The organism is Streptomyces sp. NPDC096040 (assembly GCF_040303265.1).
Taxonomy (GTDB): domain Bacteria; phylum Actinomycetota; class Actinomycetes; order Streptomycetales; family Streptomycetaceae; genus Streptomyces.
Window position 1 is genome coordinate 60,845 of sequence record NZ_JBEOTA010000018.1, and the last position, 24,609, is coordinate 85,453.

The 24,609-nt window shown below is 72.3% G+C and carries 22 protein-coding genes; 15 read left to right on the forward strand and 7 right to left on the reverse strand.

Annotated features, from left to right (window positions below; genetic code table 11):
• Nucleotides 1-351: 351 nt before the first annotated feature.
• The 7 genes from ABTY98_RS24870 to ABTY98_RS24900 all read left to right on the forward strand — a co-directional run bounded on the left by ABTY98_RS24870 (nucleotide 352) and on the right by ABTY98_RS24900 (nucleotide 7,525).
• On the forward strand, nucleotides 352-1,617 hold the full coding sequence (locus ABTY98_RS24870; RefSeq protein WP_352223158.1) for a molybdopterin-dependent oxidoreductase: 1,266 nt from the start codon (nucleotides 352-354) through the stop codon (nucleotides 1,615-1,617).
• A gap of 2 nt (nucleotides 1,618-1,619) precedes the next feature.
• On the forward strand, nucleotides 1,620-2,126 hold the full coding sequence (locus ABTY98_RS24875; protein WP_502994341.1) for a hypothetical protein: 507 nt from the start codon (nucleotides 1,620-1,622) through the stop codon (nucleotides 2,124-2,126).
• Nucleotides 2,123-2,794: a class I SAM-dependent methyltransferase gene (locus tag ABTY98_RS24880; RefSeq protein WP_352223160.1), complete on the forward strand. Its 672-nt coding sequence runs from the start codon at nucleotides 2,123-2,125 to the stop codon at nucleotides 2,792-2,794. The genes ABTY98_RS24875 and ABTY98_RS24880 overlap by 4 nt, the downstream gene beginning before the upstream one ends.
• Before the next feature lie 274 nt (nucleotides 2,795-3,068).
• On the forward strand, nucleotides 3,069-4,187 hold the full coding sequence (gene rsgA / locus ABTY98_RS24885; RefSeq protein ID WP_352223161.1) for a ribosome small subunit-dependent GTPase A: 1,119 nt from the start codon (nucleotides 3,069-3,071) through the stop codon (nucleotides 4,185-4,187).
• A 72-nt stretch (nucleotides 4,188-4,259) separates the two neighbouring features.
• On the forward strand, nucleotides 4,260-5,657 hold the full coding sequence (locus ABTY98_RS24890) for a DNA-3-methyladenine glycosylase 2 family protein (RefSeq protein WP_352223264.1): 1,398 nt from the start codon (nucleotides 4,260-4,262) through the stop codon (nucleotides 5,655-5,657).
• The gene (locus tag ABTY98_RS24895; protein WP_352223162.1) at nucleotides 5,657-6,157 is read left to right on the forward strand and encodes a methylated-DNA--[protein]-cysteine S-methyltransferase; all 501 of its coding nucleotides are present in this window, start codon (nucleotides 5,657-5,659) and stop codon (nucleotides 6,155-6,157) included. Before ABTY98_RS24890 ends, ABTY98_RS24895 begins: the two co-directional genes overlap by 1 nt.
• 186 nt (nucleotides 6,158-6,343) lie before the next feature.
• The gene (locus ABTY98_RS24900) at nucleotides 6,344-7,525 is read left to right on the forward strand and encodes an SGNH/GDSL hydrolase family protein (protein WP_352223163.1); all 1,182 of its coding nucleotides are present in this window, start codon (nucleotides 6,344-6,346) and stop codon (nucleotides 7,523-7,525) included.
• A gap of 168 nt (nucleotides 7,526-7,693) precedes the next feature.
• Here the strand turns inward: ABTY98_RS24900 and ABTY98_RS24910 are convergent, their stop codons facing one another.
• A complete protein-coding gene (locus ABTY98_RS24910) occupies nucleotides 7,694-8,674 on the reverse strand; it encodes a helix-turn-helix domain-containing protein (protein WP_352223164.1) in 981 nt (326 codons plus the stop codon).
• A gap of 503 nt (nucleotides 8,675-9,177) precedes the next feature.
• Between ABTY98_RS24910 and ABTY98_RS24915 the strand changes: the two genes are divergently transcribed.
• Nucleotides 9,178-10,737: a protein phosphatase 2C domain-containing protein gene (locus ABTY98_RS24915; RefSeq protein ID WP_352223165.1), complete on the forward strand. Its 1,560-nt coding sequence runs from the start codon at nucleotides 9,178-9,180 to the stop codon at nucleotides 10,735-10,737.
• A gap of 60 nt (nucleotides 10,738-10,797) precedes the next feature.
• Complete coding sequence (locus ABTY98_RS24920) at nucleotides 10,798-12,540, forward strand: pyruvate dehydrogenase (RefSeq protein ID WP_352223166.1); 1,743 nt, start codon at nucleotides 10,798-10,800, stop codon at nucleotides 12,538-12,540.
• 1 nt (nucleotide 12,541) lies between these two features.
• Here the strand turns inward: ABTY98_RS24920 and ABTY98_RS24925 are convergent, their stop codons facing one another.
• Nucleotides 12,542-13,906, reverse strand: coding sequence for a helix-turn-helix domain-containing protein (locus ABTY98_RS24925; RefSeq protein WP_352223167.1), 1,365 nt, complete (start codon nucleotides 13,904-13,906; stop codon nucleotides 12,542-12,544).
• A 178-nt stretch (nucleotides 13,907-14,084) separates the two neighbouring features.
• Here ABTY98_RS24925 and ABTY98_RS24930 point away from each other — a divergent pair, with 178 nt between their 5' ends.
• The 3 genes from ABTY98_RS24930 (at nucleotide 14,085) to ABTY98_RS24940 (ending at nucleotide 16,044) form a co-directional block, all read left to right on the forward strand.
• Nucleotides 14,085-14,705, forward strand: a complete 621-nt coding sequence (locus tag ABTY98_RS24930) for a hypothetical protein (RefSeq protein ID WP_352223168.1) — start codon at nucleotides 14,085-14,087, stop codon at nucleotides 14,703-14,705.
• 117 nt (nucleotides 14,706-14,822) lie between these two features.
• Entirely contained in the window at nucleotides 14,823-15,287 is a 465-nt protein-coding gene (locus ABTY98_RS24935; RefSeq protein WP_352223169.1) for a hypothetical protein, read from the forward strand.
• 307 nt (nucleotides 15,288-15,594) lie between these two features.
• A complete protein-coding gene (locus tag ABTY98_RS24940) occupies nucleotides 15,595-16,044 on the forward strand; it encodes an ATP-binding protein (protein WP_352223170.1) in 450 nt (149 codons plus the stop codon).
• A 79-nt stretch (nucleotides 16,045-16,123) separates the two neighbouring features.
• Here the strand turns inward: ABTY98_RS24940 and ABTY98_RS24945 are convergent, their stop codons facing one another.
• Both ABTY98_RS24945 and ABTY98_RS24950 read right to left on the reverse strand, forming a co-directional pair.
• On the reverse strand, nucleotides 16,124-17,161 hold the full coding sequence (locus tag ABTY98_RS24945) for a DUF2637 domain-containing protein (RefSeq protein ID WP_352223171.1): 1,038 nt from the start codon (nucleotides 17,159-17,161) through the stop codon (nucleotides 16,124-16,126).
• A gap of 317 nt (nucleotides 17,162-17,478) precedes the next feature.
• Nucleotides 17,479-18,303: a (2Fe-2S)-binding protein gene (locus ABTY98_RS24950; RefSeq protein WP_352223172.1), complete on the reverse strand. Its 825-nt coding sequence runs from the start codon at nucleotides 18,301-18,303 to the stop codon at nucleotides 17,479-17,481.
• Nucleotides 18,304-18,466: 163 nt separating this feature from the next.
• Between ABTY98_RS24950 and ABTY98_RS24955 the strand changes: the two genes are divergently transcribed.
• Nucleotides 18,467-19,237, forward strand: coding sequence for a GntR family transcriptional regulator (locus tag ABTY98_RS24955; protein WP_352223173.1), 771 nt, complete (start codon nucleotides 18,467-18,469; stop codon nucleotides 19,235-19,237).
• A gap of 247 nt (nucleotides 19,238-19,484) precedes the next feature.
• Here ABTY98_RS24955 and ABTY98_RS24960 read toward each other — a convergent pair whose 3' ends face one another.
• From ABTY98_RS24960 to ABTY98_RS24970, 3 genes are all read right to left on the reverse strand, one after another.
• Nucleotides 19,485-19,985: a DUF2231 domain-containing protein gene (locus ABTY98_RS24960; protein ID WP_352223174.1), complete on the reverse strand. Its 501-nt coding sequence runs from the start codon at nucleotides 19,983-19,985 to the stop codon at nucleotides 19,485-19,487.
• 75 nt (nucleotides 19,986-20,060) lie between these two features.
• A complete protein-coding gene (locus tag ABTY98_RS24965) occupies nucleotides 20,061-20,843 on the reverse strand; it encodes a hypothetical protein (RefSeq protein ID WP_352223175.1) in 783 nt (260 codons plus the stop codon).
• Nucleotides 20,844-21,104: 261 nt separating this feature from the next.
• Complete coding sequence (locus ABTY98_RS24970) at nucleotides 21,105-22,805, reverse strand: PucR family transcriptional regulator (protein WP_352223176.1); 1,701 nt, start codon at nucleotides 22,803-22,805, stop codon at nucleotides 21,105-21,107.
• A 353-nt stretch (nucleotides 22,806-23,158) separates the two neighbouring features.
• Here ABTY98_RS24970 and ABTY98_RS24975 point away from each other — a divergent pair, with 353 nt between their 5' ends.
• Both ABTY98_RS24975 and ABTY98_RS24980 read left to right on the forward strand, forming a co-directional pair.
• Nucleotides 23,159-24,049, forward strand: a complete 891-nt coding sequence (locus ABTY98_RS24975) for an FAD binding domain-containing protein (RefSeq protein WP_352223177.1) — start codon at nucleotides 23,159-23,161, stop codon at nucleotides 24,047-24,049.
• The gene (locus ABTY98_RS24980) at nucleotides 24,049-24,606 is read left to right on the forward strand and encodes a (2Fe-2S)-binding protein (protein WP_352223178.1); all 558 of its coding nucleotides are present in this window, start codon (nucleotides 24,049-24,051) and stop codon (nucleotides 24,604-24,606) included. Before ABTY98_RS24975 ends, ABTY98_RS24980 begins: the two co-directional genes overlap by 1 nt.
• Nucleotides 24,607-24,609 lie beyond the last annotated feature (3 nt).

A 24,609-nucleotide genomic window follows, 5' to 3' on the forward strand; every position in this document is an offset into this window, starting at 1 on the left:
CGTTCGGCTGGTGGCAGACACCCGCACGCACCTCAGGCCCGGACAGCCCGCCTGACCTGTGTCAGCCTGTAGATGTCTTGTTTGTCGGCATATCAGGTATGGGTCGCGGTCAGGCATGGGTCGCGGTCGGGCATGCGCTGTCCCGTCGTGAGACGGCTCGGGGACTGGAGGAGAGGGCCGATGGCAAGTGGCGGACGGCCGTCGGGTTCGGCCCCATCCGGTGGATCACGGCGCCGGAAACCGGGCCAGGAGCGTGCGCGGGCGCGCCTCGAACGTCTGCGCGCCACTGTGGCCGGTACGGCAGGGGCGGCCGCCGCTCGTAGCCGGGTGGCAGCGCGGCGCATCGGGCAGATGCCTCCGCCCCCGGGCCCGTTCCGTCCGGGGTTCTGGCGCAGCCCGATCCGCGGCCCCTGGCTGACGTCCGTGTTCGGCGTGGTGCTGCTGATCGGCATCCCGCTGCTGTTCGTCACCGGTCTGCTCTCCTACGCCTCCTACAACCCCGGGCTGAGCCCTCGCAACGACGAGACTCCCGACAAAGGCGTGCTGGGGTTCTACCTCTTCTCCTGGCCCACCCACCCGTACTGGCTGTACCGGCTGACTCAGGGCGTGCACGTCACGCTCGGTGTGATCCTCGTACCGGTCCTGCTCGCCAAACTGTGGTCGGTGATCCCGAAGCTGTTCGAGTGGCTGCCGGTGCGCTCCGTCGCGCACGCACTGGAGCGGGTGTCCCTGCTGATGCTGGTCGGCGGAGCCATCTTCGAATTCGTCACCGGCATCTTGAACATCCAGCTGTACTACGTCTTCCCGGGCTCGTTCTACCGCCTGCACTTCTACGGCGCCTGGGTGTTCGTCGCCGCCTTCGTCGTCCACGTATGCCTCAGACTCGGCCGGATGACACGGGCCCTGCGCTCACGCAGCCTGGGCGCCGAACTGCGCACCGACCTCGCCCACACCCGGCCCGAGCCACCCGACCCCGACGGCCTGGTGGCGGACGCCCCCGCTCCGCCGACGATGACCCGACGCGGTGCGGTGGGCATGGTGGGAGCGGGATCGCTGCTCCTCCTCGTCGTGACCGCCGGGCAGAGCATCGGCGGATGGCTGCGCGGCACCGCGCTGCTCGCACCGCACAACCGTGACCCGGGCAGCGGCCCCAACAGCTTCCAGATCAACAAGACGGCGGCGGCCGTCGGCGTCACCCCCGCACTCGTCGGCCCCGACTGGCGGCTGGAGGTCCACGGCCACGGACCAGCACTGGTCTTCACCCGTGAGCAGCTCCTGGCGATGCCGCAGCATGCCGCCGCGCTGCCGATCGCCTGCGTGGAAGGGTGGTCCACCGACGACCAGCACTGGAGCGGCCTTCGTCTGGCCGACCTCGCGGCCATGGCCGGCGTGCCCGGCGCCGGAAGCGTCCTGGTCGAATCCATCCAACCCCCCGGCCCGTTCACCAAGGTGATGCTGCGGGGCAACCAGATCCACGACACCCGAGCACTGCTCGCCCTCCGCGTCAACGGTGCGGACATCTCCCTCGACCACGGCTACCCGGCCCGCGTCATCGTCCCGGCCAACCCCGGTGTGAACAACACCAAATGGGTCCACCGGCTCACCTTCAGGGCATGACCATGGCACGATTCATCCGCTGGTACGGCTCCGGCCCCCTGCACCTTCTCGTTCTGATCGCCTCGTTCGCCCTCACCGGCTACGCCATGGTGCGCCTGTTCGCCATCCAGCCCTGGCAGGTGGCGGTCTGGTTCGTCGGCGCGGCGATCCTCCACGACATCATCCTGCTGCCGCTGTACTCGCTGGCCGACCTGTCGGCCCTCTCCGTGCTACGGCATCGCACGAACCGGGGACCCACGGTGCCGAGGATCAACTACCTTCGCGTCCCCGCCTTTCTCTCCGGTCTCCTGTTGCTGGTCTGGTTCCCGCTCATCCTCGGTCTGGCCGTCCCCTACGCCGGTGACACCGGGCTGCCCGAGAGCGTCTATCTCGGCCGATGGCTCGCGATCACCGGCGTACTCTTCGCCGCTTCCGCGCTGGCCTTCGCGCTCAGACTCCGCCGCGTCCGACGGGCCGACGGTGCCGACGGGGACCGGCCCGCTCCTCCAAGGCATGGCGCCACACCGTGACGACCGGCGAAGACAAGCTCTACGGCGACGAAGGCGACGAAGGCGACGAAGAGGACCCCTACGCGCTGGCCCTGCGACCCGGCCACGGACCGGTCTATCTGCGGTTGGCGGACGGGCGCCGTATCCGGATGCCGGTGCACCGCTGGTACGCGCCGCCCAGCGCCGCCGACACAACCGTGCTGGAACGCTGCGTCGGCCCCGTACTCGATGTCGGCTGCGGCCCAGGCCGTTTGTGCAGAGCGCTCCTGAGCCGGGGAGTCTTCGCTCTCGGGGTCGACATCGCGCCGCGCGCGGTCGCCCTGACCACCGGCCTGGGCGGGATCGCGCTGTGCCGCTCGGTGTTCGAGCGACTGCCGGCCGAGGGAGGCTGGCAGACGGTTCTGCTCACCGACGGCAACATCGGTATCGGAGGCGACCCCCGCGGCCTGCTGCGCCGCTGCGGCGGGCTCATCACCCCGACGGGGCTGCTCGTCGTGGAGGTCGACCCCCACGATGTCGAGGAGCTCTGCGCTGCCCGGTTCGAGGACTTCCGCGGCCGCGGCGGCCCGCTCTTTCCCTGGGCGCGCCTGGGAGAACGAGCGCTCCACAGGGCCGCCGAGGACCTTGCCCTCCGCGTCACCGACCAGTGGACGAGCGGCCACCGGCGTTTTGTCGCCCTGGGCCACTGACGCGGGCCCAGGGGTTGCTTGTGGGCGCCATCGGATCGCCGTAATTCGATGGCGTCACGGCCTGGACTCCTCTACTCTTGGTGCCGTTCGAGCGGCGACCGGAGGTCGCCGCGGGTGACCTGGTCGGGGAGGTGTGACCGATGGCTGTCTCTGTGATGGGCGCTGCCCGCAACCAGAAGTTCATCCACTCCACCTCCGTGGTCCCCGGCTGATCCTTCCTGCTTTCTCGCGCCTTGAGTGCGCGCGGCCGGGGCCGCCCTGTGAAGGGTTCCCCTTGAATCTCTCTTTCTCTTCGGCTTCCTCGGCCTCTTCCGCTTCGTCGCACCCTCTGTCCCCGTACGGCTGGGACGCGGGCTGGGAAGCCGAGTTCACCTCCCATGCCGAGCAGGGCCTCCTGCCCGGTCGTGTCGTACGTGTCGACCGCGGGCAGTGCGACATCGTCACCGCCGACGGGCTGCTGCGCGCCGACACCGCGTTCGTCACCCCGAACGATCCGCTGCGCGTCGTGTGCACCGGCGACTGGGTCGCCGTGGAACCCGGCGGCACCCCCCGTTACGTACGCGCGTATCTGCCGCGCCGTACCGCCTTCGTACGCTCCACCTCCTCCAAGCGGTCCGAGGGGCAGATCCTCGCGGCCAACGTCGACCACGCGATCGTCGCGGTGTCCCTCGCCGTCGAGGTCGACCTCGGCCGCATCGAACGGTTCCTGGCGCTGGCCTGGGAGTCCGGGGCGCAGCCGGTCGTGGTGCTCACCAAGGCCGACCTCGTCCCGGACCCGGTGACGCTCGCGCATCTCGTGCAGGACGTCGAGACGAGCGCACCCGGCGTGCCGGTCCTCACCGTCAGCGCGACGGCGGGGGAGGGCCTGGACGTCCTTGTCGCCCTCGTCTGCTCCGGTACGTCCGTACTGCTCGGGCAGTCCGGCGCGGGCAAGTCCACCCTCGCCAACGCGCTGGTGGGCGAGGAAGTGATGGACGTCCAGGCCGCCCGGGACGTCGACGGCAAGGGGCGGCACACCACGACCACCCGCAACCTGCTGGCGCTGCCGGGAGGGGGAGTACTGATCGACACGCCCGGGCTGCGCGGCGTGGGCCTGTTCGACGCCGAGACCGGGGTCGGGCAGGTGTTCTCCGAGATCGAGGAGCTGGCCGAGGGATGCCGGTTCTCCGACTGCGGGCACGAGAGCGAGCCGGGCTGCGCGGTCCGGCTCGCGGTGGAGACCGGGGAGCTGCCCGTGCGCCGGCTGGAGAGCTACCGCAAGCTGATGCGGGAGAACCAGTGGATCGTCGCCAAGACGGACGCGCGGCTCCGGGCCGATATCAAGAAGGACTGGAAGAAGAAGGGCGCGGAGGGGAAGGCGGCGATGGAGGCGAAGAGGGGGCGGTGGGGGTAGTCGGCTGCCCGGCAGCACCACGTCCGATTTCCGCCGGACCCACCCCTCCCCATCGCCCACACTTGAAGGGTGATGGACGAAGACACCAGGTATGAGGCGGTGCGCAGCCGGGACGGGCGGTTCGACGGCGCGTTCTTCTTCGCCGTGCGGACCACCGGCATCTACTGCCGTCCCAGCTGCCCCGCCGTCACCCCGAAGCGGCACAACGTCCGCTTCTTCCGCACCGCCGCCGCCGCGCAGGGTTCCGGCTTCCGGGCCTGCCGGCGGTGCCGACCGGACGCCGTACCCGGATCCGCCGAGTGGAACGCCCGCGCCGACGTCGTCGGCCGGGCCATGCGGCTGATCGGCGACGGCGTCGTGGACCGGGAGGGCGTCGGCGGACTCGCCGACCGGCTCGGCTACAGCGCCCGCCAGGTGCAGCGGCAGCTCACCGCGGAGCTCGGCGCCGGCCCGGTCGCCCTCGCCCGGGCCCAGCGCGCCCACACCGCGCGTGTGCTGCTCCAGACCACCGAGCTGCCGATCACGGAGATCGCGTTCGCGAGCGGATTCGCCAGCGTGCGGCAGTTCAACGACACGGTCCGCGCCGTGTACGCCACGACCCCGAGCCGGCTGCGCGAGGCAGCGCCCGGCGGCCGGGTCGCCCGGCGCGGCTCGCCGGCCGCCGGGATCCCGCTGCGGCTCGCCCATCGCGGCCCGTACCAGGCCACCCCCGTCTTCGACCTGCTGCAAGGCGAGGCAGTACCCGGCGTGGAGGAGGTCACCGGTGCCCCCGGCGCGCGCACCTACCGCCGCACCCTGCGGCTGCCGTACGGCCATGCCGTCGTCGCCGTCGAGGAGCGGACCGGCGCCACGACCGGCGCGGGCGGCGGCGCCCATCCCGGCGGCTGGCTCGACGCCCGGCTGCGCCTCACCGACCCACGTGACCTGACCACCGCCGTACAGCGGCTGCGCCGGCTGTTCGACCTCGATGCCGATCCGTACGCCGTCGACGAGCGGCTCGCCGAGGACCCACGGCTCGCTCCGCTGGTCGCCGCGCGGCCGGGGCTGCGCTCACCGGGCGCCGCGGATCCGGCCGAGGCCGCCGTGCGGGCCCTGGTCGGCACCGCCGCCGCCGAGCGGCTGGTCCAGCGGTACGGCAAGGCGCTGGACGCGCCCTCCGGCAGCCTCACCCACCTCTTCCCGGAGGCTGCTGTCCTCGCCGAGGCCGAGCCGGACGGCAGCCTCGGCGCGCTCGCCGCCGCGCTCGCGGACGGCACGGTACGGCTGGACCCGGGCGCCGACCGCGACGACGCGGAGGCGGCCCTGCGCGCCCTGCCCGGACTGGACCCGGTGGTCGTCGCCGCGATCCGCGTGCGCGCGCTCGGCGATCCCGACGTGGCCGCACCCGGCCTGGACATTCCGGACGACTGGCGGCCCTGGCGGTCGTACGCCGTCCGGCACCTGCTCGTGGAAGGAGAGCTGAGGAACTGATGGGTGTCACGTACTGGACACGGATCGTCTCGCCGGTCGGGGAGTTGCTGCTGACCGCCGACACGCACGGGGCGTTGACGTCCCTGTCCGTCCCCGGGCAGAAGGGCGGCCGGAGCGTCGAGGCGGGGTGGCTCGCGGACACGGGCCCCTTCCGGTCGGCCGAGGAACAGCTCGCCGCGTACTTCGCCGGTGAACTGAAAGAGTTCCGGCTGGAGTTGAGCACGCACGGGACGGAGTTCCGGGAGCGGGTGTGGGGCGCGCTGGACAGTGTTCCGTACGGGGGGACGACGACGTACGGGGAGATCGCCGCGCGGATCGGGGCGTCCAGGATGGCGGTTCGGGCGGTCGGCGGGGCGATCGGGGCCAACCCGTTGCTGATCGTGCGGCCTTGTCACCGGGTGATCGGGGCGGACGGGTCGATGACCGGGTATGCGGGGGGACTTGAGCGGAAGGTGCGGCTGCTGGCGCTGGAGGACGGGCGCGGCGGAGACGCCCCGTAAGGGGCGGGGGGAACTGCGCGGGCAACCACACACCACCCGCGGTCGGGACGCGGCCGGCGGATCTACGGCGCTGCTCCGCAAGGCACGCGCTCCGCCACCCGAGTGGTCCCCCGGTCAAGTTGCCGCCCCGCTCACCGTCCGTATGCCACCTTCCCCTCCAGTGGGCCTTTGGAAGGGCGGGTGTGGATGGGCAAGGTCGGGCGGGTTCTCGGCGCCGCGCTGCTGATCGCGATGGGTACGACCGGGCGGGCCGGTGCCGATTCCGCCCCCCCGCTCTGGGCGGGGAGCTGGGAGGCCGCGCCCTCCGGTACCGCCCCCGCGGTGCCCGGCGCCGTCTTTCGCAACGTCGTTCACCTGTCCGTCGGAGGCAGTGCCGTCCGGGTCCGGATCAGCAACCGGCTCGGCGGCGCACCGCTGCGGCTCGGCGCGGTCACCGTCGCCCTGCGCCAGGGCACGGGCGCGGACGCCGTGCCCGGGTCGATGCGCGGGGTCACCTTCGGCGGCGCCGGTACCGCGGTCGTACCCGTCGGGCAGGACCTGGTCAGTGATCCGGTGCCGCTCGCCGTTCCGGCCGCCGCCGATCTGCTGGTCAGCGTGGAGACGCCAGGTGACTCGGGGCCGGCCACCTATCACCGCGTCGCACTCCAGACCAGCTACCTCGCCGAGCACGGCGCCGGCCGGGCGGCCGACGAGGCCGGGGCGGCGTACACCCGGACCACCGGCAACTGGTACTACGTCGCCGGTGTCGACGTGCGGGGTACGGCCCGCGGCAGTGTGGTCGCCTTCGGCGACTCCCTCACCGACGGCAACGGCTCCAGCTTCGGCACCAACCACCGCTGGCCCGACCGCCTGGCGGAACGGCTGCGCTCCTACCGGATCGGCGTCCTCAACGCCGGGATCTCCGGCAACCGGCTGCTGCTCGACAGCACAGGAGGACCCGGCGCCCTGAACCGGCTGGACGCCGACGGGCTCACCCGGGCGGGAGTCCGGACCCTGGTCGTCCTCGAAGGCATCAACGACATCAAGGGCACCCCGGAGGCCACCGACCCCGGTGACTTCGTGCGTGCCTACCGGACCATCGTGGCCCGCGCCCATACGCACGGGATCCGGGTCGTCGGCGCCACACTCACGCCGTATGCCGGGTTCAGCGGATACACCGACGCCCGGGAGGCCGTACGGCAGCGGGTCAACGCACTGATCCGGACCGGGCAGGTCTTCGACGCGTACGTCGACTTCGACGCCGTCGTCCGCGACCCCGAGCAGCCGGCGCGGATCCGGCCCGCCTACGACCCCGGCGACCACCTGCACTTCAACGACGCCGGGATGCGCGCCCTGGCCGCCGCCGTCCGGCTCGTCGACCTGCTCTGAGCCCTCAGCCGTACCAGACGGAGGCGTTCGTGCAGGTGGATCCCGGCCAGGAAACCGGGAATCGCGCCGAACACGGGGACCACCTGGGTCAGCAGCACGACCGAGGCGCCGACCAGGACCGCCCACGCCACCCGGCACACCGGGCACCAGCACAGAGTGCCGCGCGGGTCAGTCCCGGGCCACCCAGCCCCGCTCGTAGGCGTGCCAGCCCAGTTGCAGCCGGGTCGTCACCCCGGCCAGCTCCATCAGCCGCTTCACCCGGCGCTGTACGGTCCTGAGGCCCAGGTCGAGCTGTTTGGCCACGCTCACGTCGGTCAGCCCGGCCAGCAGCAGCGACAGCACCTCCAGATCGGTGGCGTCGGGGGCGTCCGGCTGCTCCTCGGTCACCCCGGACGCGCCGAGGCGGAGTGGCAGCGCCGTACGCCACACCGACTCGAACAGTTCGGACAGCAGCTCCAGCAGGCCGCTGGCGTGCACCACCACCGCGGCGGGCTCCGAGGTGTGCGAGGTGAGCGGGACCATCGCGAGGGCGCGGTCCGCCACGACCAGTTTGGTCGGGACCCGCTCCACCACCCGCACCTGCTCGTTCCGGCCCAGCGCCGCCGTCAACTCCGTGATCCCGTACGGCAGATCGAGCACCGCACGCTCCACCACCACCCGGTAGCGCACACCCCGGCCGGCCGCCTGCTCCTCCGCCTCGTTCTCCATCCCGGACACCACCATCGGGTTGCCGGTGACCAGCGCGCACACCTCGTCGCCTGCGCCCAGCTGGAGCTGGAGGAACCGCTGGGCGACGGCCGGGGCGCCGGTCACCACCTCCACCAGGTCGTGCACCGCCGGCTCGGCGGCCGCCGCCCGGTACTCCTCGGCCAGCAGCGCCACTGCCAGCTCCGCCTTCTCCAGCTCGTGCCGCTGCTGGGTGAGCAGCGCGCCCAGCGCCACCCCGGGTGGCGCCGCCACCCAGCGGCCCGGCCGCCCCGAGGACTGGGCCGCGAGGCCGTGCCGCTCCAGCCGGCGCAGCGCGCGCTCGGTGTCCGGCTCGGCCAGCATCAGGCGCCGCGCCAGATCGGGCACATCGGCGGCACCCACGGAGACCAGCGTCCGGTACGCCGACTCGTCCCTCTCGTCCAGACCGAGCGCTGCCAGCATCGACCCGCGTTCCTCCTTCGCAGTCGGGTGCCATGGCGGGAACCGGCCACGGCGCAAACCCGCCGCAGCACATCATCGCCGTACCGCCGGTCACTCTGCCAAGATCACGTCACCGCAGCACCTTCACACGGGATCCGGACTCGCGATTCACAGCTGGTCATAAGGAACACCCGTCACAATCTGGCCCCCGGCCGGCGCCACGGCGTCCGGCCGTGCGAACGGTGGCCCGGGCCAAGACGCGCGCACGCGTAGGGGATCTGGGGCCGGGTCACTCAGGTGTCGCCGGGTGGTTCTCCCGTGGGGGGTGGGACCACCCGGCGACTCACATGGGTCATCCGTGTCATCCGTGTCATCCGTCTCCTGTATCTCCCGCGTGTCCTCGACTCTCTTTCCTCGCACGGGTGTTCAGTACGTCCCTCGCGACGCCGTTCGACACCGGGTCGTGTGCGGGATTTTCCCGATGCCCCGTTTTCATCCGGCCCGTGCGGTGGACAATTAGGGGCATGAGCCAGCCAGGGGGTAGGCCCGCCCGTCATGAGGACGACTGGTGGGGGCAGTTGTACGACGACTCCACCGAGGACACCGGCCCCACGGCCGCACCCGATTCGCTGGACGACCGCTTCGCCTCGGCGAAGAACACGGTGGGGGGACGGGCACGGCGGGGCGTCGCCGAGGAACCGGACGCCGAGCCGGTCTCGTCGGCCGAGCCGGTGCCGTCGTCCGAGCCGGTCCCGTGGACCGCTTCGGCCCCGTCGGCCGAGCCGGTCTCGTCGCCCGCGCCGGTGCCGTCGGCCGCTTCGGTCCCGTCGTCCGAGCCGGTCTCGTCGCCCGTGCCGGTGCCGTCGGCCGAGCCGGTCCCGTGGACCGCTTCGGTCCCGCCGACCGTGCCGGTGCAGCGCGCGGCCGCCGCCGCTGCCACCGAGACGCCGGGCGAGGACACCACCGCCACCCGGAAGCCATGGCCGTGGGACGAGGAGTACCAGGAGGACGAGGAGGACGAGGAGTTCCCGGAGGCGGACGACGAAGCCTGGGCGGACTGCCACCCCGCCACCCGGTCCGACCTGGCCGCACTCCCGCTGCCCTCCGTCCCGGCCTCCTCCGTGGAGTACGTCGGCTCCGGCCCGCCCACCTACGACGCCGAACCCACCGCCCTGCCCGCCGCCGACCCCGACGAACTGGACGACCTGGTCGCCGACACCGTGCTGGACGGCGCCCGTTACGGCACCTGCACCCTGCGGGCCGTCTCCCAGCGCGGCGACTCCGCCCGGTACCGGGGCGAGCCGCGCCGCGACGCCCTGCTCACCGCCCGGTTCGGGGCCGGCGACCAGGCGCTGCTCCTGGTCGCGATGGCCACCGGCGCCCGGGCCACCCCCGGCGCCCACCGGGCCGCCGCCGAGCTGTGCGAGTGGATCGCCCGGGCCGTGGGCCGCAGCCACCAGCGGCTCACCGAGGACATCCAGGCCGCCCGGCGCGGCGACCTCAAGTCCGGGCTGCACCGGCTCACCGACCGCAGCCTCGGCAAACTCCGGGCCAGCGCCGCCGAACAGGGCGTCGCCGCCGAGGAGTACGCGGCCAGCCTGCGCTGCCTGCTCATCCCCGCCCACCCCCAGTGCCGTACCCGGGTCTTCTTCGGGGTCGGGGAGGGCGGGCTGTTCCGGCTCCGGGACGGCGAGTGGCAGGACATCGAACCGCAGGTCGACACCGACGCCGTCGGCGAGGCCGTGGTCGGCTACGGTTCGCCGCCCGCCGAGACCCCGGAGGGCGACCGGCTCACCATGGACCTCGGCATCCCGACCCCGCCGAGCCCCTACGAACCGGCCCCCGAGCCGCCCCGCGACCCCTTCCTCTTCCGGGCCTCGGTAGCCCGCCCGGGTGATGCCCTCGTGATGTGCAGCGGCGGGCTCGCCGACCCGCTGCGCGGCGAGCCCGCCCTCTGTGCCTACCTGGCCCGACGCTGGTCCGGCCGTACTCCGCCGGGCCTCGCCGCGTTCCTCGCGGACGCCCAGGTGCGGGTGAAGGGCTACGCCGACGACCGTACGGCGGCGGCCGTCTGGGAGGCGTGACGGCGGTCCCTGTGCGTGGATGGGAGGTATCCGCCCACAGGGAAGGGGCACCTGTCCGCCATGGCCAAGCAGAACGTCGCCGAGCAGTTCGTCGACATCCTCGTCCGCGCCGGAGTGCGCCGTCTCTACGGCGTCGTCGGTGACAGCCTCAACCCGGTCGTCGACGCCGTCCGCCGCAACTCCGCCATCGACTGGATCCACGTCCGCCACGAGGAGACCGCCGCCTTCGCGGCCGGCGCGGAGGCCCAGGTCACCGGGAAACTGGCGGCCTGCGCCGGCTCCTGCGGCCCGGGCAACCTGCACCTCATCAACGGCCTGTACGACGCCCACCGTTCGATGGCCCCGGTGCTTGCCCTGGCCTCCCAGATCCCGTCCAGCGAGATCGGCCTGGGCTACTTCCAGGAGACCCACCCCGACCGGCTCTTCCAGGAGTGCAGCCACTACAGCGAGTTGATCTCCAGCCCCAAGCAGATGCCCCGGCTGTTGCAGAGCGCCATCCAGCACGCGGTCGGCCGCAGCGGAGTCAGCGTGGTGAGCATGCCGGGCGACATCGCCGACGAGCCCGCCCCGGACCATCCCGTCGAGAGCGCGATCGTCACCTCCCGGCCCACCGTCCGCCCCGGGGACGAGGAACTCGACAAGCTGGTCGCGATGATCGACGCGGCGGACAAGGTGACGCTGTTCTGCGGCAGCGGCACGGCCGGCGCGCACGCGGAGGTCATGGAACTCGCCGGGAAGATCAAGTCCCCGGTGGGCCACGCCCTGCGCGGCAAGGAGCACATCCAGTACGACAACCCGTACGACGTCGGTATGAGCGGACTGCTCGGCTACGGCGCCGCCTACGAGGCCACCCACGAGTGCGACCTGCTGATCCTGCTCGGCACCGACTTCCCGTACAACGCCTTCCTCCCCGACGACGTGCAGATCGTCCAGGTCGACGTGCGCCCGGAGGTGCTGGGCCGCCGGTCCCGTCTCGACCTCGCCGTGTGGGGCGATGTGCGCGAGACGCTGCGCTGTCTGGTGCCGCGGGTGCGGACCAAGGAGAACCGGCGGTTCCTCGACCGGATGCTCAAGAAGCACGCGGACGCGCTGGAGGGGGTGGTGAAGGCGTACACCCGGAAGGTGGAGAAGCACATCCCGATCCACCCCGAGTACGTGGCCTCCGTGCTCGACGAACTCGCCGACGAGGACGCGGTGTTCACGGTCGACACCGGCATGTGCAACGTCTGGGCGGCCCGTTACATCTCGCCCAACGGCCGCCGCCGGGTGATCGGTTCCTTCTCGCACGGCTCGATGGCCAACGCGCTGCCGATGGCGATCGGCGCCCAGTTCACCGACCGGCGGCGGCAGGTCGTCTCGATGTCCGGGGACGGCGGCTTCGCCATGCTGATGGGCGACTTCCTGACCCTTGTGCAGTACGACCTGCCGGTGAAGGTCGTACTGTTCAACAACTCGGCCCTCAGCATGGTCGAGTTGGAGATGATGGTCGCGGGCCTGCCCTCGTACGGCACCACCAACGTCAACCCGGACTTCGCCGCCGTCGCCCAGGCCTGTGGCGCCTACGGGGTGCGGGTCGAGAAGCCCAAGCAGCTCGCAGGTGCGCTGAAGGACGCCTTCAAGCACAAGGGGCCGGCCCTGATCGACATCGTCACCGACCCCAACGCGCTGTCCATCCCGCCGAAGATCAAGGCCGAGATGGTCACCGGCTTCGCGCTCTCCGCGTCCAAGATGGTCCTCGACGGAGGCGTGGGCCGGATGCTCCAGATGGCCCGCTCCAATCTGCGCAGCGTGCCGAGGCCGTAGCTCAGCCCTCGACCGGCACCCACTGGCGGACGCCGTTCACGAAGCCGTACCAGTAGTGCGGCAGGCCCTTGATGGAGCTGGTGCGGAACGGCCGGCCGTGGTCGTCGATGCGGACCGTGCCGGAGCGGCCCTTTGACGACCAGTCCAGTTCGAGGTACCAGCGGCAGTCGCAGCCCTCGGTGTGCGCCTTGACGCGTAGGACCTCCGGGTCCGTGGAGGAGACGCGGTAGGGCAGACGCATGGTCGAGACGGTCTGCCCGTCCGGGCCTTCGCCGGGCACCGGGCGGGCGATGGGGCGGTCCTTGTCCAGGTCGACGTCGAAGTAGCGCGGGGTGAGACCGCCGCCGCAGCCGTCGGCCATGGAGTAGGCGGTGCCGGGCGCGGGCGCGGTACGGCCGACGACACGCACCCGCAGGTCCTCCAGGACGACGGCCGTGGACGAGCGGCCCTGCACGGAGATCTGGACGATCGTGTCGTGGCCGTGCACCGCGTTCTGGGTGGCGGCCCAGGTGCCGGCGTCCTGTGGGACGGGCGGCGGCGGGACCTGCGCCGGCTGCTTGTCGATGACGTAGTCGTGGTCGCAGCCCAGTTCCCACACCTGGGAGTTGGCGGTCCAGGCGAGGGGGACGGCGGTCGGGGCGGGGGCGGTGGACTTGCTCGGGGCGGAGGAGGCGGCCGCGCGCTTGGTGCCGTCCGGCGAAGCGGATGCGGATGGGGAGCGACGGCTGGGTGAGTCGGAGCCAGGTGCCGGGTTGGTGGGCGTGGCGTCCTGGCCCCGGGCGTCGCCGACGGCGGTCGTGGGGGAGGAGCCGGGGGATTGGGCCGCGGTGCCGGTGGGCGGCCGGTCGTCGGAGAGGGCGGACAGACTGCCCAGCGTCACCAGGAGGACGGTGGCCGCGGCCGAGGCGACCACGGTGCGGCGACGGCGGTACCAGGGGCGCGGCGGGGGCTGCGGCGCCGACTCCGCTGCCGCCTCCGCCTCCGCCTCCGCCTCCGCCTCCGCCTCGGCTTCGGTGGCCGCCGATTCCGCTTCAGCCGGTTCGGGCTCCTGCGCCCCGGGGTCCTCCGTCGTCCGCGGTCGCTGCCGTGCCGCCACCGCCCGTAACCAGCGCTCGTGGAGTTCGAGACGTTCCTCCGGGGTCGCGCCGCAGAACGCGGCCAGGCGCTCGACCGGAGCGAAGTCCAGCGGCACGGCCTCGCCCGCGCAGTAGCGGTGCAGGGTGGAGGTGTTCATGTTCAGGCGGCGGGCCAGGGAGCCGTAGCTCCGGTCCGTACGGTCCTTCAACTGCCGCAGCAGCGCCGCGAACTCCTCGACGTCCTCGCGCACAGGTACCTTCCCCCGGTCGTCCGTATCCCAGGCACTCATATACCTGCACGTCAGCAGGGCTGGGATGGTTCCAGGGCGGCGGAACGGGTGGTGGCCGTTGCGGTTGCCGCGGGTGACCGCCGATGCTTCTGGTGTCGCACCGACCAGGGCCGGACCGACCAGCCGGCGCCGTCCGCGGCATCCCACACCCATGCACCGATCCAACGGGGGACCATCCATGCCCAAGCGCACCCGAGCAGGCGCGCTCACCGTACTCGCCGGCGCCGCACTGGCCGTCGGCACCGCGCTCGCCGCTCCGGCGGCGGCCGCCGCGAAGGCGCCCGGCTTCCTCGCGGCGGCCGATCTGCCGCCGCACCCGAGCTCGTCCTGGACGGCCGGCAAGGTCACCGCGGGTGTGCGGGACGCGGTCAGACGGGACACCTGCCTGGGCATCGCGCTCGGCGGCGGTCAGAACACCTGGTACCGGGAGTTCCGCACCGATCTCGACACCAGTGCCCGCCAGGTCGGCGTCGAACTGCCCGGCGTCAGCGCGGCGAAGGGCCGGGTCGCGAAGCTGGACGAGGACATCGTGTCCTGCGCGGACCGGATCGAGATGGAGGACCCGGAGACCCGGGCCGCCTTCCAGGACCACGGCGAGCTGTCCGTCGGGGACGGCGCCCATGTCTACGCCCTGCACACCGAGACCTCCTGGGGCGCCAGTGACATCCGGCTGCTGTCGCTAGGCCGGGACGGGAGCACCGTGACGGTCGTGGACTGGGGGCAGCTGGGCGGCTTCCGGGACGCGCCGGTGAAGGCGTTCAAGAAGACGGCCGCCACGGCCGTGAACAAGCTCCACTGAGGACGGGGGCCGTCCTCCCGCTCGGGGGAGGGGAGGACGGCCCCGACAGGCACCACGTACCGACCAGGCACACAAATCCAAGTACAGAAAACCAAGTACCGAAACGGGGAAACAGACATGAGCACCAAGACCCGCACCGTCCTCACCGCCGGCGTCCTCGCCGTGGCCCTCGGGCTCGGCGTCACCGCCCAGGCCTCGGCCGGCGCGCCGCGCAGCGTCAGCGGCGACCCGTCGGACAACCTCACCCGGATCGCCGACTTCTACGGCGCCTACATCGACGCCGAGAGCGACCTGGACGGAAGCGGCGGCCTGCCCACCGCACTGCGTTCCTACTACATCGACCCGACCTACCTGAAGAAGGTGGAGGCATGGGAGGACCGGGAGCACGCCGACGGGGTGCTGCAGGCCCAGAACACCCCGCTCAAGTGGAAGGTCACCGACAACGGCACGGCGAAGAACCACACCGAGGCCGTCGTCACCCTCACCTGGAGCCGCGACACGACCACGAAACTGTTCGTCGACATGAACCGCGGCTCCCACAAGATCATCCACATCGGCACCAAGGGCCTCGGGGGTAAGTAGGCGGAAGGGTAGGTTTCGGCCAGGTTCGTCGGTGCCGTGGACCGCGTGAATCAGCTCGGGGGTTTGTGCGAGGGGCTGTTTCACGCCGGGTCTGCGGCACCGTTGGCGCGTACGGGACGGTCCGGGAGGCGACGTACGCGCCGGGGCCGGTCCGGGACATGGCCGAACACCCCGGCGTCAACGGCGTGACATGACTGGCCCGTGCCCGAGCGGGCATGGATCCCCGTGAACGTGTTCGATCAGGAGGGGATCCGGCAACAGCGTGCGGGCGGGGGTCATGAACAGTCAGGCACGAGGGAGCGGTCCCGTGGCCATCGGGGCCTCCTCGGCGAGAACGGCGGGGGAAGAGACCGACACGAGGGAACGGGGACATCCGTCACAGCTCAGGCGCCGGCTGGGGCGGTCGGATCTGCGGGCGGTGCCCGAGGCGCGCAGGGAGTTGCGGGAGCTGCTGCGGCACTGGGGGAAACCGGGCCGCTCGGAGATCGCGGAACTGCTCACCAGCGAACTCGTCACCAACGCCCTCCTCCACACCGACCGCGAGGCCGTGCTGACGGCCGTCGTGGGACCGAGCCAACTGCGGGTGGAGGTGCGGGACTTCGTGGGCCGTCGGCCGCGCGTGTGCGCTCCGGACACCGGGGACGGCACCCACGGCCGGGGCCTGGTGCTGGTCGACTCCCTCGCGGACGCCTGGGGCGTCCAGGCGCACGAGGTCGGCAAGTCGGTGTGGTTCGAACTGGACGCGGAGGCCGCCTGAGGCCGCCTTCTCACAACGGGACGGGGGCGTGACCCTGAAGGTCACGCCCCCGTCCCGAGGTGCCGTACGGCAGAGGTGATCAACCGAACTGCTGCTCAAGGTCCTTGAGCTTGCGCTCCAGGGAGTCGAGGCGCGGCAGGGCCATCGTGTCGTCCTCCGCGGTCAGGTCGACGGTGATCGGGTCAGACCCTTTGCGGACGGGCTGGAGGGAGGGACGCTGGCGTACGGGCAGCTGCTCCGGCGCCGATATGGCAGGCTCCGCAGTGGGCTGGGAGGGAGCGCGTTCGACCTGGTGCACCTCGTCCTGCCGGCCGGCGCGTCCGACGAAGCCCCGGTGACCCCGGCTGATGGCCTTGAGCTGGGCCCGCTCCAGACGGTCGTGCTCGCGGCGGCGCAACCGGTTCGCCTCCTTCTGCCGCTTGTCCTCGCGCACCTCGTCGACGGCCTCGTCGAGGCTGCGCACGCCCTCAAGGAGCATCAGCGACCAGGCCCTGTAGGTCTCGAGGGGAGCACGCAGCCAGCGCACGATACGGATCTGCGGCAGTGGGCGCGGAACCAGGCCCTGCTCGCGAAGGGCGGCCCGGCGGGTCTGCTTCAGCGCGCGGTCGAAGAGAACGGCCGCCGAGAGCGACATGCCGGAGAAGAACTGCGGTGCACCGTCGTGGCCGCCGCCCCTGGGTGCGTGCACCCAGTTGAACCAGGCGGACGCGCCCGCGAAAGTCCACACCAGTATCCGGGAGCCGAGCGCCGCGTCACCGTGGCTGGCCTCGCGCACCGCGAGGACGGAGCAGAACATCGCCGCACCGTCCAGACCGAAGGGCACCAGGTATTCCCAGCCGCCGGACAGATTGAGGTTCTGCTGGCCGAAGCCGACCAGCCCGTGGAAGGAGAGCGCGGCGGCGACCGCCGCACAGCAGAACAGAAGCACATAGGAGGCGGTGGCGTATATGGCTTCCTTGCGCCTGCGCCGTTCCTCGCTGCGCTCCCACGAGTCGTCCTTCGCGTGCTCCCCGCCGGACCGCTTGGATCGCGTCAGCACCGCCACCGCGACCAGTATGCCCAGGAGCAGTACGGCGCCCGGAAGCAGCCAGTTCAGCGATATGTCGGTCAGTCTCATCTAGGGGTCCCTTGCATTGGGATAGGGCGTATCGCCCGCCATAGTGGCCCAATCCCACTGGCCCTCAGGGGGTTTCGGGGCAAGAGGCCGCCAAGGAAGTGCAAGGGGATGCCCCAGGGCGGCATTCTGCTCGAACTGCCGCGTGAGGGGCGGGAGTTGAGTTCGAGTAAGAGTACCCGTACGGGTGGTTCCTCGGAAAGTTCCTGCGGCAAGTGAGGAAGTTGTGAATTCCCTGTCGGCGCAAGGGTGATCTCACCCTCGGTGATCTTAGCGGATCCCGGGGAGTGCTCGGTACCGAGGGGCGGCCTGAGGGTGGCTCAGGCCGCGGCGGCCGCCGTGAGTTTGGCGATCCGCTCGTCGTCGCAGGTGCGCGGGCAGGTGGCGCAGGTGTCCTCGGGGCGCAGTGTGTAGTACATGCAGCAGCTCGCCCGGTCCCGGGTCGGCAGCGGCTCGCCCGCCGGGCCGGTCAGCACCCGGAAGGCGGCCGAGCCGACGTACGGCCTGGTGGCACCCGGCAGAAGCCGGTCGAGTTCGCGCACGGCCCGCTCCTCGTCCCCGAGCAGGTGTGCGACATACCAGAGCCCCTCGACGATCTCGTCGGTCGCCATGCCCCACAGCGCGCGCCCGCGCCGCCGCATCCGCGGCCCGAAGGCGCCGAGGACCGGTTCCAGGTGCTCGGCGACGGCCGTCCGCACCTCGGCCCGCAGCGCCTCCTCGCCGGCGACGACGACCGCGCCGGGCAGCGCCGCCGCCGGGTCGCCCGGCAGGCAGGCGAAGGAGGCGACGCGTACGGCCATGCGGCCGGCGGTGCGGTCGTACGAGACATGCGTCACCGGCAGGCGCGGGACCCGGCGGTCCAGGAACCAGGGGAGAGTGACCAGGAGGCAGGCGGCCCAGCCGTAGCGGTGCAGGCCGAAGCTCGCCACCACGTCCGGGCGGCCCGGCTGTCCGTAGTCCCGCCGGATCTGCTCCTCGTCCCAGGCGAGGAAGGTGTCCAGACCGGCCTCGCCCGCCGCGAGCTCGGCGGCGCCGACCCAGCCGCCGCCCCGCGGTGCCGGCTCGTCCGGGCCCAGCTCCGTGACCACCAGGTCCGGGCAGACCTCGGTGAGGCGGGCGTAGGCGGCGGAGACGGGGGAGGTCATGGGCTACCACCGATCGGCTGCGGACCGACTACCAGATAAGTAAGCCTTACCTTACCCAGACATTCGGAAATTTGAACTATCGACCGGTGCGCCTAAGGTGCTTGACGGACAAGTGACAACCCGCCGTTAATGGCCCAAGTCCCGACGAGTCGGAGGAGGACCCGTGAACCATCGCGCGCACCCGGCTCCCGCCGAGACGGCCAGGGTGCCGGCGCAGACGCGGTCCGGGGAGACGGCCGGGGAGGCGACCGGACATCCCGCCGGCACGCCGGCCGCGCGCGGCGAGCACACGCACGGCGAGCGGCCGATGCCGCAGCCCAGGCCCGCCGTGCAGCGGGCGTCCGTGCGGGGGCAGATCCTGGACGCGTTGCGTACGGCGCTGGCGAGCGGGGAGCTGGCGCCCGGTGAGGTGTACTCGGCGCCGGCGCTGGGGGAGCGGTTCGGGGTCTCCGCGACGCCCGTGCGCGAGGCGATGCAGCAGCTGGCCCTGGAGGGCGCGGTCGAGGTCGTGCCCAACCGCGGGTTCCGGGTGGTGGAGCGGGGCGCGCGCGAACTCGCCGAACTGGCCGAGGTACGGGCGCTGATCGAGGTGCCGGTGATGATGCGGCTGGCGCGCAGCGTGCCGGCCGAGCGGTGGGCCATGTTGCGGCCGCTGGCCGAGGAGTCGGTGCGGGTGGCGGCTTCGGGGTGCAGGGCGACCTACGCGGAGGCCGACCGGGCGTTCCACCGGGCGGTGCTGGCCCTTGCGGGCAATGAGCAGCTGGTACAGATCGCGGAGGACCTGCAGCGGCGCGCCCTGCCCCGGTTGCGCGGGACGCGGGGCGAGTTGATGGCGGACGCGGCGGAGCACGCCGCGTTGCTGGAGGCGTTGATCGCGGGGGAGCTGGATGCGGTTCGGGCGTTGGTGGCGGGGCATTTCGCCGCCGTGAGGTGACGGGCGGGGGATGTTCGCGTGGCGACCGGTTGCGGGGGTGACGGACCGGGAGGCCGGGTGGAAGCGGCGCGGTGGGTGTCGGGCGATCGCCGTAGAGGTGTGGGTTGTGGGCCGTGTGCGGCTGGTCGCGCCCACGCGGAGGAGCCGCACATCGATACAGCCCCGCTCCCCTTACGGGGCGCGGGGACGATGGGGAGGCACTCCACAAGCGCCGGTAAGTGCCCCCCTCGCCGGTGCCGGCCCTGCCTCAGCCGCCCTGCGCCGTCTTGTCGTACGCGTCGTGCCAGGCGGCCTTCGCGCCGGAGTCGCCTATGCGGTAGACGTCGACGACCGCACCGGCCGCCACGGCCACCGACAGCACGCCCACGACGATCCGCACCGGAAGGGCCGACAGGCGTCCGGCCCCGCTGCGGTCCGTCTGCGGCCCGCCGCTCCGCGTCGCCCACCACACGACCGTGGCCAGCACGAACAGACCCACCGCCCACGGCAGCAGTCCGTCACCCAGCTCGGTGTGCCGGCGGACCAGGGCGTCGTCGGTCACGTGCCGCTCCAGCCACTCGCCGGCCTGGGTCGTCAGCGGCACGCTGACCAGGGCCACCAGCGCGAGCGCGGGCAGCACCACGCCCAGCCGCCGGGCGGCACGCGGCCACAACGCGGCCGCCACCAGGGCGAGTGCGGTCAGCGGAACAAGGATGACGACGATGTGGACCAGCAGGACATGGGCCGGCAGGCCGTTGACAGTGCTCATGGCAAAGCGCTCCTGAGAGGGGTCGGGGCGCGTCACACTGGCACAGCCATCTCTCAGTTTCCTCTGAGCCCGCTCTTATGCGGTCGCCGCTCCCGGCTCGGGTGGTGTCAGCTGCCGCGCCAACCACGTGGGCACGCCTCCCAGCAACCGGAACAACCTCCCCGCCTCCTCCCGCAACCGCGACGCCTCCGGTTCCGACTCCGTGTCGGCCAGGGACGCGAGTGCCGGTGCCGTGCCCACCAGGTAGCCCAGTTCCTCCCTGATCCGCAGGGACTCCGCGAAGCCGTGCCGTGCCTCCGCCAACTCGCCGTCGCGCAGGGCCAGTCCGGCCAGGTGGCGCCAGGTGAAGGACAGCAGCAGCGGGTCGGTGTGCGCGGTGGCGGCGGCATGCGCGCGGCGGTAGGCCGCCCTCGCCGCCTGCGGGGAGCCGGTCAGGTTCTCCGCCAGCAGGCCCCGGCGGAAGTCGAGAAGGGCCCGCCCCGGCGCCCCCGGAGGGATCAGCGCCGCCGCTCTGCCGAGCGCGGCCCGCGCCTCGTCGGCCCGGTCCCGCACCCCGTGCAGCGTGGCCGCGTACGCGAGTTGGCCGCGCTCGCACGCGGCAGCGCCCCGCTCCTCGTCGGTGCGGGCCACCGCCTCCGCCGTCCGCAGCGCGTCCTCCGCCTCCTCCCAGCCGCCCTCGGTGTAGAGACACCGTTCGACCATCAGCCCCGCCCGCTGCAGGGAGTACGTCGGCGTGTCCGTCGGCAGCAGTGCCGCCGCGTCGGCCCAGCAGGCCCGCGAGCGCAGCCGCCATACCGCGGTCTGGAGCGGATCGTCACCGGCGGTCGTTCCGTTCCCAGACACGGCGGAATACGCCACGTTGCCCTCCCCGGGGTCCTGCCCTTCGGCTCAGCCCGGGGTCGCGGGGCGTGGCACGCCCCACTCATCGGCATCGAAAGGCGAGGTGCCCCGACACCGACCTGATCCGAAGGGCAGGCCCAGCGCGCCGTCGAGCTGTGAAGTGGTGGCCGCATTCCAGCACCGATCGCCGCGCGAGGCCAAGAGGGTGGGTGAATAATTTCACAAAGTCGTGGGACGGCGGGGGTACTCGGCGCGATCCGGTCGTACGCCCGCGTGACCTCAGCTCATCCGCAATGCCAAGAAGAAATCGAGCTTGTCCTCCAGTCGCGAGAGGTCCCGGCCCGTCAACTGCTCGATCCTGCCCACGCGATAGCGCAGTGTGTTGACGTGCAGGTGGAGCCGGGTGGCGCAGCGGGTCCAGGAGCCGTCGCAGTCGAGGAACGCCTCGAGGGTCGGGATCAGCTCCGCTCGGTGCCGGCGGTCGTAGTCGCGCAGGGGGTCCAGCAGCCGGGCGGTGAAGGCGCGGCGGACGTCGTCGGGGACGAAGGGGAGCAGCAGGACGTGCGAGGCCAGTTCCTGGTGGCCCGCCGCGCAGACCCGGCCGGGGCGGGCGGCGGCCACCCGGCGGGCGTGCCGGGCCTCCTCCAGGGCCCCGCGCAGCCCCTCCGCCGAGTGCACGGCCGCACTGACGCCGAGGGTGACCCGGCCGTCGTCGTCCAGGCCCGCCGACAGCGGGTCCGCCACCGACTTCAGGAGGGCGTCGGCGTGGATACCGGACTCGGAGCCGTCGTGCTCGGTGGCGACGGCGGGGAGCGGGACCAGGGCGATCGCCTCGTCGCCGGTGTGGGCCACCGCTATCCGGTCGGACGGCTCCGGGCCGGTGGCCAGCGGGTCGACCAGGATCTCTTCGAGGAGTGACTGCGCGACCGGGCCGCCCTCGACCTCCCCGCCGTCCCACTCGACGCGGGCGACCACCACCTGCCAGTGCGGGGCCGCGCCCAGACCCGGCAGCAGGACGGGCGCGGCCACCCGCAGGCGCGCGGCGATCTCCGCCGGGGCCGCGCCCGTCTGGACCAGCTCCAGCACCTCCTGGGCGAGCCGGCGCCGTACCGTACGGGCCGCGTCGCGGCGGTCGCGCTCCACGGCGATCAGCTGGGTGACGCCCTGGAGCAGGTCGAGGCGCTCGTCCTGCCAGTCGCCGGCGTCCGCCTCGACGGCCAGCAGCCAGTCCGAGAGCACGGTCTCGCGCACATCCCGCGCCCCCTGCGGGGAGCGGCCTCCCCCAGCTACCGCTGGGCGGTGCCCCCAGGACCGGATCGGAAAGAGCGAGAACGTCGTACCGCCGAGGAGGACGCGGTGCGGGCCCCGGCGGCCGGTGCGGGTCGCGGCCAGGTGCTCGGCGGCCAGCTGGGCGCAGGCCTCGGCGGGCAGCGCGGGCCCCGACGCCTTGGAGCCGGCGATCAGTCGGCCGGTCGGGGAGAGCACCCACGCCCGCAGGTCGAGGTCCGAGCCGAGCAGGTCCAGGACCACGTCCGGGCCGCCGCCCGCCGGGCCCGAGGTCATCATCCGGCGGTGCCGGTCGACGACGGCCGCCAGGTCCCCGGCCCGCTCGCCGCTGACCTGCCGTACGACATGCTCGGTGATCGTCGCGAACGCCACCGACTCGTGCACCGCGAACAGCGGGAGGCGGTGCCGGGCGCAGGCCACGACCAGGTCGTCCGGGATGTCCCCCAGCTCGGCCTCACCGGCCGCCAGCGCGGCCACCCCGGCCTGCGCCAGGAGTCGTACGAACGGCTCGGAGTCCGCGGCGTCCCGGCGCCAGGCCAGGCCCGTCAGCACCAGCTCACCGCCCGAGAGGTAGCGGCTGGGGTCACGCAGGTCCGTGGTCATCACCCCGCGCACCGTGCGGTCCAGCTCGTCCTCGCCGCCGAGCAGCCGCAGGCCCAGCGCATCGGTGTCCAGCAGTGCGCGCAGCCGCATCTCGTCGCCGCCGTTCTGTGTCTCGAAATCTACGATGAATCTTGCAGTGTCATGGATGAGGCGCCCGGCGTGCGGGGTCCCGGGCCGAGATCGCGGGGTACCTGGGCGTTTCCTGCGTTTCCACAGGAAATCCAAGGGGTTACTGATGACCTCCGTTCATACGAATCTACAAGATGCCCGTGCTGGCCAGCCAACTCCTTCATGGTTTCGGTGACTGACCCCGGTGGAGTACGGGGCGGTGTACTGGCCTCATTCCGCGTTAACAGGACATGAACGAGCCGGGCCCGCCGCACACGGATTGGCTCAAATCCGCACGACTCACGAGACTCACGAGACGGAGAAGAGAGCCGGTCATGGACTTCCTTCGCCCCGCCAGCTGGGATGAGGCGCTCGCCGCGAAGGCCGAGCATCCCACCGCAGTGCCGATCGCGGGTGGCACCGATGTGATGGTCGAGATCAACTTCGACCACCGCCGGCCCGAGTACCTCCTCGACCTCAACCGCATCGGCGATCTCTACGAATGGGAGGTCGGCGAGGAGAGCGTACGGCTGGGCGCCTCCGTGCCGTACACCCGGATCATGGAGAACCTGCGCACCGAGCTGCCGGGTCTCGCCCTCGCCTCGCACACCGTCGCCTCCCCGCAGATCCGCAACCGCGGCGGCGTCGGCGGCAACCTCGGCACCGCCTCCCCGGCCGGTGACGCCCACCCGGCGCTGCTCGCGGCCGGTGCCGAGGTCGAGGCCGAGTCCGTGCGCGGCACCCGGCTCATCCCCATCGACGACTTCTACACCGGCGTGAAGCGCAACGCCCTCGCGCCGGACGAGCTGATCCGCGCCGTGCACGTGAAGAAGGCCGACGGACCCCAGCAGTACTCCAAGGTCGGCACCCGCAACGCCATGGTCATCGCCGTGTGCGCCTTCGGGCTCGCCCTGCACCCCGGCACGCGGACCGTGCGTACCGGTATCGGCTCGGCCGCTCCCACGCCGGTGCGCGCGAAGACCGCCGAGGACTTCCTGAACGCGGCGCTCGACGAAGGCGGCTTCTGGGACAACGGAAAGATCATCACCCCGTCGGTCGCCAAGCAGTTCGCGGACCTGTGCGCCGCCGCCTGCAACCCGATCGACGACGTCCGGGGGACCGCCGCCTACCGCCGTCACGCGGTCGGCGTGATGGCCCGCCGGACGCTCACCTGGACCTGGGAGTCGTACCGCGGCGCCCGCCGCATCACGGAGGGAGCCGCGTAATGCGCGTCAACTTCACTGTCAACGGACGCCCGCAGGAAGCCGACGACGTCTGGGAGGGCGAGAGCCTTCTCTACGTGCTGCGCGAGCGGCTCGGTCTCCCCGGCTCCAAGAACGCCTGCGAGCAGGGCGAGTGCGGGTCGTGCACGGTACGGCTGGACGGGGTCCCGGTGTGTTCGTGCCTGGTCGCCGCCGGTCAGGTCGAGGGCCGTGAGGTCGTCACCGTCGAGGGCCTCGCGGACTACGCCAAGGACCGCTCCTGCGGTACGACGCTCGACGAGGCCAAGCGCTGGGAAGCCAAGCCCTCGGACTCCCAGACCGGCGAGGGCACCGAGCTCTCCCCCATCCAGCAGGCGTTCATCGACGCCGGCGCCGTGCAGTGCGGCTTCTGCACCCCGGGTCTGCTGGTCGCCGCCGACGAGATGCTGGAGCACAACCCGACCCCGACCGACGCGGACATCCGCGAGGCACTGTCGGGCAACCTGTGCCGCTGCACGGGCTACGAGAAGATCATGGACGCGGTCCGCCTCGCGGCCGCCCGGCAGGGAGAGGCGGTCTGAGCG